Raw genomic sequence first — 12,465 nt, 5'->3', positions numbered from 1 at the left:
TCAGCCACCTGACAGGGCAGATCGGCAAGGCTCGTTTGGGGCCTCGAATCGCCGACGCCCCCAACCGAGCCCCCAATGCCGCACCCAGCCGAGCCCCCACACGCGAGCTGACAACCACAGGGCCGGCTCGGCGGCGACGAGCGCCCACGACAGGCCCCTTTTCGACCGCTCGTACGGGTCGCCGCGTAGCCCGCAGGCCACCGCGACGGTCGCGGGATTCCGCACCGCTGCTGCACCCTTGTCAGCCTCCATCAGGGTCGACAGCGCCGCCGATCTGGACCTGCCCCTCGGTTCTCTGGAGACCAGCTGCTGGCCCACCCGTCGGGTCAGGTCCTGTCAGGTCGTGTCAGGTCCTGTGAGGTCCGGTCAGATTCTGTCAGACAGCGGGCTTGCGGACAGCAGCGCCCGCGCTGCCTCACAGACAGGGCGCAGCCTGACCGGAATCGCGGACCGTGGTCCTGTCACGCGGAGTCCAGGTCTGACAGGTCCCGTCTGAGCCGGTCGGGGTGTGGTGGCATCGGCGCGCAGGAGCCGCACGAGCGCCGAAGCGGTGGCGGCGGACAGGTGGCGCCCGTCAGCGCGTAGCCGTCGGGCGAGGGCCTCGCGGGACAGCGGTGTCCATGAGCGGTCAACGCGTGGGCGGCGGTCCGGGCGGCCGGGACCAGAGCGACGATCTGCGGGCCTCGGTCCCGGACCAGTGTGGGTCGCCCGCCCGCCGGTCCGGGACCGCCAACGCCGTCCGGGACCGCCGAGCGCTGGTCCGCCGAGGCGGGACCGCGACGGTGGCGTCCCGGACCGCGGGCAGGCCTGCGCGGACCGGCAGAGGCGGTCCGGGGACCGGTCCGCCACAGTCCAAGACCGACTGCCAACGATGAACGCCGACCTCCCGGGTAGACCGAACCGTAGCTCTGCTCGCCGCCCCCGCCGGTGGTCCTTGCTGTCGCATATGACGACGGCGGGCCGGCCGTTGGCCACCTCGACGCAGTTGCCACCGTTGCCGCCGCTGCGGGCGCCGGTCCACCAGGTGCGCGCCAGTCAGCTCAACCCAGGGCACTGCTCCGGCACCTGGCTGCGCCGGCCGGCGAACTAAGCCAGTCCCCAGGTACTCGCCAAGTTCGCCCTGACAGGATCGCTCCTGCTCCTGGCAGTGCTCGGCCAGGCGCTGGTCGCCGGCGGGCTGCTCCAGGAGCAGCGCCAATTCCGTACAGTCGTCCCGCGCCATCCGATAATCGCCTGCGAGCATGCGCAGATTCGTTAGGTCATGGCGGATCGCCACGATCTCGGATCTTGGGCGGCTGCCCGCTTGCCGCTGCCCGCCAGGGGCGGGCAGCGGCGTGGGTGGGTGTGGGTGGGTCAACTGGTGTGGGTCGCGTCGTCGCGGGAGCGTTGGGTCGGAATTCGGTGGGCGGGCGTCGCCGGCCAGGGGATCTCCGGGGCGGGGTGGAAGGCGATCCCGGCGGCGGTCCAGCGCGGGCCGTGGCCGGCGAGCCGGTCCCGGAACGCGGCCCAGTCGTGCGTCGAGCGGGGGGACCAGCCCAGCTCGGCGACGGCGGGCAGGCGCGGGAAGAGCATGAACTCCACCTCGGCCAGCGTGGTGACCGTCTCCGTCCAGAGCGGCGCCTCCACGCCGAGCACGGCCTCGGCCGGTACGCCGGTCAGGTGCGTCCCCGGATCCCAGTCGTACGCCCGGCGTACGTCGATCAGCCCGGCCCAGTCGTGCCCGATCGGGGTCTCCGCGGTGTACTTCATGTCCACGTATGCGTGGTTGGCGGGGGAGAGGATCAGGCGGGCGCCGCGGCGTACCGCGTCGGCGGTCTCGGGGTCGTCGCCGTTGGTGCCCCACCACTGGAGCACCCGCCCGTCGGCGTGCCCGGCCGGGGCGAGCTGGTGCCAGCCGACCACGGTCTTCCCGGTCGCCGCCACCAGTTCCTGCGCCCGTTCGATGAAGCCGCGGTAGGTGTCGGCCGGCACCTTGAACGCCTCGTCGCCGCCGAGGTGGAGCCACGGCCCGGGGGTGAGTGCGGCCACCTCGCCGAGCACCTCGGCGACGAAGGCGTACGTCCGTTCGTCGGCGGGGTCGACGTAGCTGAAGCCGACCTCGGTGCCGGTGTACGGCGGTGGCGGGATCTTGCCCGGCGCCAGCTCGGGGTACGCGACCAGCGCCGCGTTGGTGTGCCCGGGCAGGTCGATCTCCGGTACCACGGTGACGTGGCGGCGGGCGGCGTACCGGACGATCCGCCGGTAGTCGTCCTTGGTGTACCAGCCGCCCGGTCCGTCGCCCACCTCGGTGGTCCCGCCGACCTCGGTGAGCCTTGGCCAGGAGTCGACGGCGATCCGCCACCCCTGGTCGTCGGTGAGGTGCAGGTGCAGGTGGTTGAGCTTGTAGCGGGCCAGGTGGTCGATCACCCGCAGCACGTCGTCGACTCCGAAGAAGTGCCGGGCCACGTCCAGCATCGCGCCCCGGTACGCGAACCGCGGCCGGTCGACGATGGCGCCGCCGGGCACCACCCAGCGCTCGGCGACCGGGGCGGCGCTCTCCACCGCCGCGGGGAGCAGCTGGCGGAGTGTCTGCACGCCGTGGAACAGGCCGGCTGGGGTGCCTGCGGTGATGCGGACCTCGGCGTGGGTCACCTCGAGCCGGTAGCCCTCGTCGCCCAGCGACTCGGCGCCCGCGCCATCCGCTACGTCGTCGCCGGCCGGGCCGGCCGCATCGGCGGGCGCTGCCGCGCCGGACAGGGTGAGCACGAGCGGACCGTCGGCCCGCGTGGCGGAGTCGGTGACCGGGAGCGGGTAGCCGGTGGCGGGGCGGAGCAGCTCGGCGAGCTGCTCGGCGACGTCCCGGGCGGCCGGGTCGGCGTCGACGCGGATCACCGCGTCCTCGGTGAGCAGGAAGTCGGCCGCCGGGTCCGGCGCGACCAGCTCGGGGGCGGGCACCACGTCACCCAGGCGCACCGGCGTGGGCGGGGCGAGCAGCTCGCCGGCCGCGTGGGCGGCGCTCCGGGCCAGCTCAGCGGCGGCGGGCTGGCGGACGGAGAGCTCGACCGGGTCGAGCGGCTCGGGACCGGTCTCGGACGGGGCGGCGGGGGTGGTCGGCACGGTGACGGCTCCCGGGTGTATTTGCGCCGGATATGGCAAAGGTGAGGTTCAGCGGAACCAGTGCCGTCAAGCGTACGAGAGGAACGGGGAATTGCGTGATCCTGCTCGTGGAAGCGTTCCCAAAAGCCGGTACGAACGCGGATAGTGGTGACGGTTGTGCCAATAGTCACCGAACGGTCCCAGGTCCCTCGATGTTCGCTTAACCTTCGCCCACCGATCGCTGACGACACCGGGATTACCGGTGGTCGGTCTCGGGGTATGTCCGAACTGAACCTTCGTTAAGTGTCTATTCCGGCGCGCGTGGGAGGCTCTGGTGGCAGCGCAAGAGACGGTCGATCACAAGTACGTCTACGACTTCGCCGAGGGCAACAAGGACCTGAAGGACCTGCTCGGCGGCAAAGGGGCCAACCTGGCCGAGATGACCAATCTCGGGCTGCCGGTGCCGCCCGGCTTCACCATCACCACCGAGGCCTGCAAGGCGTACCTGGCGACCGGCCGGGAGCCGGACGGGCTGGCCGGCCAGATCGCGGCGCACCTGGAGTCCCTGGAGCGGGAGATGGGCCGCAAGCTCGGCGACCCGGAGGACCCGCTGCTGGTCTCGGTCCGCTCGGGGGCCAAGTTCTCCATGCCCGGCATGATGGAGACCGTCCTGAACGTCGGCCTCAACGACCGGAGCGTGGTCGGACTCAGCGCGCAGGCCGGGGGGAACGACCGGTTCGCCTGGGACTCCTACCGCCGCCTGATCCAGATGTTCGGCAAGACCGTCTGCGAGGTGCCGGGCGAGGAGTTCGAGCATGCCATCGACGACGCCAAGCGCGCCAAGGGCACGGACAACGACCTCGACCTGGACGCGGACGACCTGCGTGGGCTGGTCGACACGTTCAAGAAGATCTTCGCGAAGCACACCGGCCGGGAGTTCCCGCAGGAGCCCCGCGAGCAGCTCGACCTGGCCATTCGCGCGGTCTTCGAGTCGTGGAACGCCGAGCGCGCGGTGGTCTACCGGCGGCAGGAGCGCATTCCGGCCGACCTGGGCACCGCGGTCAACGTGGTGGCCATGGTCTTCGGCAACCTCGGCGCCGACTCCGGCACCGGCGTCGCCTTCACCCGCGATCCGAGCAGCGGCGCCCAGGGCATCTACGGCGACTACCTGGCCAACGCGCAGGGCGAGGACGTGGTCGCCGGTATCCGCAACACCGTGCCGTTGCAGGAGCTGGAGCGGATCGACAAGAAGTCCTACGACGAGCTGCTCGACTACATGGCCCGGCTGGAGGAGCACTACAAGGACCTCTGCGACATCGAGTTCACCATCGAGCGCGGCAAGCTCTGGATGCTGCAGACCCGGGTCGGCAAGCGCACCGCCGCGGCGGCCTTCGTCATCGCCGGCCAGCTCGTCGACGAGGGCCTGATCGACCTGGACGAGGCGCTGCACCGGGTCAACGGCGCGCAGCTCGCCCAGCTGATGTTCCCCCGGTTCAAGCTCGACCACGAGTTCGAGCCGGTGGCCAAGGGCATCGGGGCGTCGCCCGGCGCGGCGGTCGGCAAGGCCGTCTTCACCTCCGCCCGGGCTGTCGAGCTGGCCGCCGAGGGCGAGGCGGTGATCCTGGTCCGCCGGGAGACCAACCCCGACGACCTGAACGGCATGATCGCCGCCAAGGGCATTCTCACCTCGCGGGGCGGCAAGACCAGCCACGCCGCCGTGGTGGCTCGGGGCATGGGCAAGACCTGCGTGTCCGGCGCGGACGAGCTCCAGGTCGACATCCCGGCGAAGAAGTTCACCGTCGCCGGGCAGACCGTCAACGAGGGCGACGTGGTCTCCATCGACGGCACCACCGGCAAGGTCTACCTCGGCGAGGTGCCGGCCATGCCGTCCGAGGTGGTGCAGTACTTCGAGGGCACCCTCGACCCGGAGCAGATCGACGACCCGCTGGTCCGGGCCGTACACCGGATCATGACCCACGCCGACGCCAAGCGGCGGCTGGCGGTCCGGGCGAACGCCGACACCGGCGCGGACGCGGCCCGGGCCCGGCGGTTCGGCGCCCAGGGCATCGGCCTGTGCCGCACCGAGCACATGTTCCTCGGCGACCGGCGGGAGCTGGTGGAGCGGCTGATCCTGGCGGCCGGGGACGAGGAGCGGGAGGCGGCGCTGGCCGCGCTGCTGCCGTTGCAGCGGGAGGACTTCATGGAGATCTTCCGCGAGATGGACGGCCTGCCGGTCACCGTGCGGCTGATCGACCCGCCGCTGCACGAGTTCCTGCCCCCGCTGGAGCAGCTCGCCGTCAACGTCGCGGTCGCCCAGGAGCGCGGCGAGGACGTGGCCAAGGAGGAGGCGCTGCTCGCCGCCGTCCGGCGGATGCACGAGGAGAACCCGATGCTAGGCCTGCGCGGCGTACGCCTGGGCCTGGTCATCCCCGGCCTGTTCGCCATGCAGGTCCGCGCGATCGCCGAGGCCGCCGTGGCGGTCACCCGGTCCGGCGGGTCGGCCTGCCCGGAGATCATGGTCCCGCTGGTCGGCGCCGTGCAGGAGTTGGAGACGGTACGCGCCGAGGCCGAGAAGATCATCGCCGAGGTGGTCGGGGACAGCGGCGTCGAGGTGCTGATCGGCACGATGATCGAGGTGCCCCGGGCGGCGCTGACCGCCGGGCAGATCGCCGAGGCGGCCCAGTTCTTCTCCTTTGGCACCAACGACCTGACCCAGATGGGCTGGGGCTTCTCCCGCGACGACGTGGAGGGCGCCTTCTTCTGGCGCTACCTGGAGCTGGGCATCTTCGGCATCTCGCCGTTCGAGTCGATCGACGCCGAGGGCGTCGGCCGGCTGGTCCGGATCGCCGCCGAGGAGGGGCGGGCCGCCCGGCCCGGGCTGAAGCTGGGCGTCTGCGGCGAGCACGGCGGCGACCCCGACTCGGTGCACTTCTTCCATGAGGTCGGGCTCGACTACGTCTCCTGCTCGCCGTTCCGGGTGCCGGTGGCCCGCCTTGAGGCGGGCCGGGCCGTGGTCGAGACCCAGGGCTCCGACTCCCGCTGACCGACCTCGATGATCATGAGGTTGGCGGCCGACGGCTCCAGGTCGCGGCGGCCTCGGCTGCCGCCGCCAACCTCATGATCGACCGAACGCGCCAGGCGCGCCGATCCGTGTGGTCGGGCGTAACCTGGGCTGATTCGATCACTGCCCGATCTCGCAACGAAGGGTGGCCGCATGAGCAGCGTCTGGGAGAGCCTGACCGTGGACGCCCTGGACCCGTCCCGGCTCGCGCACTGGTGGGCCGAGGCGCTCGGCTACCAGGTGGTCAGCGAGAAGCCGGACGCGGTGGAGATCCGCCGGGCGCCGGACCAGCTGCCCGCCATCACCTTCGTTCCGGTCACCGCCGCGAAGGAGGCCAAGAACCGGCTGCACCTCGACCTGCGCCCGGAGGACCAGGAGGCGGAGGTCGAGCGGCTGGTCGACATGGGTGCCCGGCACGTGGACATCGGCCAGGGCGACGTCGGGTGGACGGTGCTGGCCGACCCGGAGGGCAACGAGTTCTGCGTGCTTCGGGGGCGCAAGGAGTGAGCCGGGTCCGCGAGCCCCACAGTCGCGAACTCCGCGACGGCCAGCGGCCGCGGCCTGGGCGCGAGCGGTGGCGCGACCGCGGGGATGACGGTTGACCGGCGGCCGCGACGCCGACGACGCTGCGCGCTTCGTCGTCGAGGCGCCCAAGGACACCGGCTCCGGGCGGTCGCCGTACGAGCGGGACCGGGCGCGCGTGCTGCACTCGGCGGCGTTCCGCCGGCTCGCCGCGAAGACCCAGGTGCACACGGCGGGCACCGACGACTTCCTGCGTACCCGGCTGACCCACTCCCTCGAAGTGGCGCAGATCGCCCGGGAGATGGGCGCCCGGCTCGGCTGCGACCCGGACGTGGTGGACACCGCCGGGTTGGCGCACGACCTGGGGCATCCGCCCTTCGGGCACAACGGCGAGGACGCCCTGGACCTCCTCGCCGCCGGCTGCGGCGGCTTCGAGGGCAACGCGCAGACGCTGCGGGTGCTCACCCGGCTGGAGGCGAAGGTGCTCGGCCCGGACGGCCGTTCCGCCGGGCTCAACCTGACCCGGGCCGCCCTCGACGCGGTCAGCAAATACCCCTGGGAGCGCCGCCCCGGCCAGCGCAAGTTCGGCGTGTACGCCGACGACCGCCCGGTCTTCGACTGGCTGCGCGCCGGTGCCCCACCCGGCGGCCGGCGCTGCCTGGAGGCGCAGGTGATGGACTGGGCCGACGACGTGGCGTACTCGGTCCACGACGTCGAGGACGGCATCCACGGCGGGTATGTCAGCCTGCGGCCGCTGCTGGCCGACCCGGAGGAGCGGCGGGCGCTCTGCGCCGACGTGGCCGCCACGTACTCGGGGGAGGCTCCCGAGGACCTGCACGAGGTGCTGGTCGAACTGCTCGCCGAGCCGGCGCTCGCCCCGCTCGCCGCGTACGACGGCAGCCACCGGGCGCTGGCGGCGCTGAAGGCGACCACCAGCGTGCTCACCGGCCGCTTCGTCGCCAGCGTGGTGGCCGCCACCGAGGAGCGGCACGGCCCCGGCCCGCACCGCCGGTACGCCGCCGACCTGGTGGTGCCGCGCCGGATCCGGGCGCAGTGCGCGCTGCTCAAGGGCATCGCGCTGCGCTACGTCATGCGCCGCCCCGGCGCCGGCATCCGGTACGCCCAGCAGCGCGAGATCCTCGCCGACCTGGTCGCCGTCCTGGCCGACCGGGCGCCGGACGCGCTCGACCCGGTCTTCGCGCCGCTGTGGCGGGAGGCGCCGGACGACGCCGCGCGGCTGCGGGTGGTGATCGACCAGGTGGCCTCGCTCACCGACCCGGCCGCCCTGGCCTGGCACGTCCGCCTGGCCCGCAGCTGACCCGCCCCGCGCGATGTGTCCGGATCGCGCCGACCCGACGGGGGAGGGACCCGGGCGGAAGTGGGCGACCAGGAGACTTAGGCTAGCCTAAGTGATATGACGGAGCGCCCGAAGAAGGTCACCGCCGCCACGGTCGTACGGACCGAGCGGCCCACCCCGCACCTGGTCCGGCTGGTGCTGGGCGGCGAGGAACTGGCCGGCCTGCCGGTGGGCGCGTACACCGATCACTACATCAAGTTCCTCTTCCCGCCGGCCGGGGTGGTCTACCCGCACCCCACCGACCTGGCCACCATCAAGCGGGAGTTCCCGGCCGCGCAGTGGCCGCGGCTGCGGGCGTACACGGTGCGGGCCTGGGACGCGGCGGCCGGCGAGCTCACCGTCGACGTGGTATACCACGGCGACCAGGGGCTGGCCGGGCCGTGGGCGGCCGGCCTGCGCCCCGGCGACCGAGTGCTGTTCACCGGCCCCGGCGGGGCGTACGCCCCGGACCCGGCGGCCGACTGGCACCTGCTGGTGGGGGACGAGAGCGCCCTGCCGGCGATCGCCGCCGCCCTGGAGCGGCTGCCCGCCGGCGCGCCCGCGAAGGTCTACCTGGAGGTCGACGGCCCGGCCGACGAGCTGCCGCTGACCAGCCCGGGTGCGGTCGAGCTGAGCTGGCTGCACCGCGCCGGCCGCCCGGCGGGCGCGGCGCTGGTGGAGGCGGTCCGGGCGCTCGACTTCCCGCCCGGCCGGGTGCACGCCTTCGTCCACGGCGAGGCCACCGCCGTCCGGGAGCTGCTCCGGCTGCTGCGCGTCGAGCGCGCGGTGCCCCGGGACGCGCTGTCCATCTCCGGCTACTGGCGGCGCGGCCTGGACGACGAGGGCTGGCGGTCCACCAAGGCCGCCTGGAACGCCCAGGTCGAGGCCGACGAGTACGGCGCCGCCCTGCCCGCCTGACCGGCCCTGCCGGCTGATCTGTCGCGATCGCGACCGAGAGCGGGTGTGCCTCGACATGTAGTAGAGGTGCTACATTTCGCGGTATGACTGCGGTCGAACTGCCGGGAGTCGCCCCGACTCCCCACCCGCCCGGTGAGGACCTGGTCCTCGACGTCCGCGACCTGCGCATGCGGTACGGCACCGTCGACGTGCTGCACGGGGTCGACTTCACCGCCCGGCGCGGCGAGGTGCTCGCCCTGCTCGGGCCCAACGGCGCCGGCAAGACCACCACCATCGAGATCCTGGAGGGCTTCCGGATGCGCTCGGCGGGGGAGGTCCGCGTCCTCGGCGTCGACCCCGGCCGGGGCGACGAGCGGTGGCGCGCCCGCATGGGCGTGGTGCTCCAGTCGTGGCGCGACCACGGCAAGTGGCGGGTCCGGGACCTGCTGGCCCACCTGGGCGCCTTCTACGCGCCGTACGCCACCGACCGGATCAGCCGGCCCTGGCCGGTCGACGAGCTGCTGGACACCGTGGGCCTCACCCCGCACGCGGCCAAGCGGGTGCACCAGCTCTCCGGCGGCCAGCGCCGCCGGCTGGACGTGGCGGTCGGCATCGTGGGCCGCCCGGAGCTGCTCTTCCTGGACGAGCCGACGGTCGGCTTCGACCCGGCCGCCCGGCGCGAGTTCCACGAGCTGGTGCACCGCCTCGCCGACCTGGACGAGACCACCATCCTGCTCACCACGCACGACCTCGACGAGGCGGAGAAGCTCGCCGACCGCATCCTCATCCTGGCCGGCGGCCGGATCATCGCCGACGGCTCATCCGACGAGCTGGCCCGGCGGGTCGCCGGGGACGCGGAGATCCGGTGGACCCGGGACGGCGAGCGCTTCGTGCACGCCGCGGCCGACGCCACCGGCTTCGTCCGCGACCTGCTGCGCCAGCACGGCGACAGCGTGCAGGAGCTGGAGGTGCGCCGGGCCAGCCTGGAGGACGCGTACATGGCACTGGTCTACGAGGAGGAGTCCGGGGTCCGGGCCGGCACGGCGGCGGCCTCGGTCTGGCGGCAGGGGAGCGAGCGATGAGCGAGCGGCAGCGAGCGAATCATCAGTGCAGCGCCGTGGTGTCGCGTGCCGGCGCCGAGCGGAGCGAGGTGGCGGCATGAACCCGACCACGGCGGCCGTCCGGGCCGGCGTCCAGCGCGGCGTGATCGAGCTGCGCAACACCTTCACCAACGCGCAGGACCTGTGGAACTACTTCTTCCCGACCGCGGTCCTGCTGGTCACCATGTTCTTCATGCGTGGCGCCACCGTGCCCGGCACCTCCTTCTCGCTCGGCGCGCGCACGCTGCCCAGCGCGCTCGGCATGGGGCTCGCGTTCGGCGGGCTGATCGGCCTGTCTCAGCAGCTCATCGTCGACCGGGAGGACGGCACCCTGCTGCGGGCAAAGGCGACGCCGAACGGGATGCTCGGCTACCTGATCGGGAAGATCGTCATGCTCTCGGCGGTGGCGCTGATCGGGCTGGTCCTCCAACTCACCCCGGCGCTGTTCTTCCTGGACGGGATCCGGCTCACCGACGGCGGCGCCTGGCTCACGATGGCCTGGGTGGTGCCGCTCGGGCTGGTGGCGACGCTGCCGCTGGGCGCGGTGATCGGCTCGCTGATCGAGAACCCCCGCAACATGGGCCTGGTGGTGCTGCCGACCTTCGGCCTCATCGCGCTCTCCGGCATCTTCTATCCGATCAACGGCTACCCGGGCTGGCTCCAGGCCGTCGCCCAGGCCTTCCCGGTCTACTGGCTAGGGTTGGGGATGCGCTCGGCGCTGCTGCCGCCGGAGCTGGCCGCCGTCGAGCTGGGCGGGTCCTGGCGGCACCTGGAGACGTTCGGTGTGCTGGGCCTCTGGGCCGTGCTCGGGCTGACCCTGGCCCCGGTCGTGCTGCGCCGGATGGCCCGCCGCGAGTCCGGTTCCCGGGTCGCGGCCCGCCGGGAGAAGGCCATGCAGCGGGCCATGTGAGAGGGCGTCGATGAGTGAGAACGTGCACAACCGGATCGCCGTGCTCCGCGCCGAGCGGGGCATCTCCCGGCGGCAGCTCGCCGACGCGCTGGGCGTGCACTACCAGACGGTCGGCTACCTGGAACGGGGCGAGTTCCGACCCAGCCTGCACCTGGCGCTGCGGATCGCCGCCTACTTCGAGGTGCCGGTCGAGGTGGTCTTCTCCATCGAGCCCTTCCCCCGGATCGGGGAGGACGCCCGCAGCTCCGGGCGTCCGGCCTGAGGCGGCGCGTCAACGCCGGCGCGCCTGGCCGGTCAGATGCCGGCTGGCCAGCACCGCGTATCCGGCGACCGCGGCGGCGAGCAACACGAGCAGGGGGAGCGGTCGGGCCACGACGGCGCTGATCACGGCGACCGAGGCGATCCCGTAGCCGGTGATGGCGAGCCGGCGGACGCCCGGCCGCTCCACCGACAGCCAGTTCAGGCCGAGCCCGCAGAGCATCCAGGTCACCAGGGAGGCCGCCAGGATCAGCCGGACCATGGGTCGAGTGGTCGGCGCGTCCGCCTCGACCTGCCGGACCACCTCCCCGAGCGACCAGCCGAGCAGCAGCAGCCCCGCGCCCAGCGGGATGTGTAGGTGGGTGTAGCCCACCCCGCCGCGCAGCCGGGCCATCGCCAGGCCGGCGTTGACAAAGGTGGTGTAGACCCACCAGACCGCGGCCGGGATGGTGAACGCGATCGCCGCCGCGCCGATGATGCGCGGCCCGGATCGGGCCGGGACCGCGGCCAGCAGGTCGGCCAGCGCGCTGCCCAGGACGATGATCGCGAACTGGCCGATCCGCTCGGGCAGGTGCACCACGTCCACCGGGAACCGGCTCAGCCGGCGCAATCCCAGCCAGGGCGTGGCCAGCTCGACGGCCATCGCCGCGGTCCACATGGCCGGCCGGGTGGACGCCGGCACGGCCAGCGAGGCGAGCCAGATCGCCCAGCCCGTGCCGAAACCGACCAGGTAGACGTTGGTCACCAGGCGGGCCGGCTCCCCGGTCGATCGGGCCCGCAGGTAGAGCAGCAGCAGGACGCCGCGGACCACGAGGAAGCCGGCCGGCAGCAGCACGCCGTTGGGGGCCTCGGCCACGCCGAGGGTGAGTGCCCCGACGCCGACCAGCGCCACCAGGACCAGCAGTCGGTGCGGGATGTCGTCCGGGTCGTACCGGGTGTCGTAGAAGACCTGGCCCACCCAGGCCCACTGCAGCACCACGAAGAGGCCGCACGCGGCGAGCACCGCCGAGGTTCGGGGCTCGTGGCCGAGCCGGTTGACCACGGCGCCGAGCGCGAAGACGAACATCACGTCGAAGAAGAGCTCGAGCCAACTCGCGTGCCGTTGCCCGGCGTCGTCCGCCCGACGCCCTGGGAGGGCGAGCCGGGCGGTCAGCCGGCTCGCCCAGGAGGCCGCCCCACCGCCCGCCCCTCGCACAGTCACCGATGATCGCGGACCCGGCGTGACCCCCGGGGTGGAACGCGCGAGCCCGGGCGGCATTCGCCACACCGGGTGTCCCCCGACCGTCGGATCGTCGGTCCGGCAGGG

The 12,465-nt window shown here is 73.1% G+C and carries 10 protein-coding genes; 7 read left to right on the top strand and 3 right to left on the bottom strand.

All coding sequences use genetic code 11. The features are described 5' to 3' along the window. Positions 1-366: 366 nt before the first annotated feature. Positions 367-1,035, bottom strand: coding sequence for a DUF397 domain-containing protein (locus FXF52_RS43405; protein ID WP_255472497.1), 669 nt, complete (start codon positions 1,033-1,035; stop codon positions 367-369). A 318-nt stretch (positions 1,036-1,353) separates the two neighbouring features. After that, entirely contained in the window at positions 1,354-3,117 is a 1,764-nt protein-coding gene (locus tag FXF52_RS30540) for a beta-N-acetylhexosaminidase (RefSeq protein ID WP_370518048.1), read from the bottom strand. A 292-nt stretch (positions 3,118-3,409) separates the two neighbouring features. On the opposite strand from FXF52_RS30540, the gene ppdK reads away from it, so the two are divergent. From ppdK to FXF52_RS30505, 7 genes are all read left to right on the top strand, one after another. After that, positions 3,410-6,118, top strand: a complete 2,709-nt coding sequence (ppdK, locus tag FXF52_RS30535) for a pyruvate, phosphate dikinase (RefSeq protein ID WP_148801973.1) — start codon at positions 3,410-3,412, stop codon at positions 6,116-6,118. A 171-nt stretch (positions 6,119-6,289) separates the two neighbouring features. After that, positions 6,290-6,643: a VOC family protein gene (locus FXF52_RS30530; protein ID WP_148801971.1), complete on the top strand. Its 354-nt coding sequence runs from the start codon at positions 6,290-6,292 to the stop codon at positions 6,641-6,643. A gap of 91 nt (positions 6,644-6,734) precedes the next feature. After that, positions 6,735-7,976 (top strand): deoxyguanosinetriphosphate triphosphohydrolase, encoded by a 1,242-nt coding sequence (locus tag FXF52_RS30525; RefSeq protein WP_148801969.1) that lies wholly within the window; start codon positions 6,735-6,737, stop codon positions 7,974-7,976. Positions 7,977-8,072: 96 nt separating this feature from the next. Then, entirely contained in the window at positions 8,073-8,912 is an 840-nt protein-coding gene (locus FXF52_RS30520; RefSeq protein WP_148801967.1) for a siderophore-interacting protein, read from the top strand. A gap of 83 nt (positions 8,913-8,995) precedes the next feature. After that, entirely contained in the window at positions 8,996-9,973 is a 978-nt protein-coding gene (locus FXF52_RS30515; RefSeq protein WP_148801965.1) for an ABC transporter ATP-binding protein, read from the top strand. A gap of 76 nt (positions 9,974-10,049) precedes the next feature. Beyond that, a complete protein-coding gene (locus FXF52_RS30510; protein WP_148801963.1) occupies positions 10,050-10,901 on the top strand; it encodes an ABC transporter permease in 852 nt (283 codons plus the stop codon). Positions 10,902-10,911: 10 nt separating this feature from the next. Beyond that, the gene (locus FXF52_RS30505) at positions 10,912-11,163 is read left to right on the top strand and encodes a helix-turn-helix transcriptional regulator (protein ID WP_148801961.1); all 252 of its coding nucleotides are present in this window, start codon (positions 10,912-10,914) and stop codon (positions 11,161-11,163) included. Positions 11,164-11,172: 9 nt separating this feature from the next. Here FXF52_RS30505 and FXF52_RS30500 read toward each other — a convergent pair whose 3' ends face one another. Further along, on the bottom strand, positions 11,173-12,354 hold the full coding sequence (locus FXF52_RS30500; RefSeq protein ID WP_187413812.1) for a low temperature requirement protein A: 1,182 nt from the start codon (positions 12,352-12,354) through the stop codon (positions 11,173-11,175). Positions 12,355-12,465 lie beyond the last annotated feature (111 nt).

Origin of the sequence: Micromonospora sp. MP36 (assembly GCF_008119785.1) — a bacterium.
In the GTDB taxonomy this organism is placed as follows: Bacteria; Actinomycetota; Actinomycetes; order Mycobacteriales; family Micromonosporaceae; genus Micromonospora.
Note: the sequence above shows the minus strand (reverse complement) of the source record. Positions and strands in the feature narration are given on the sequence as shown.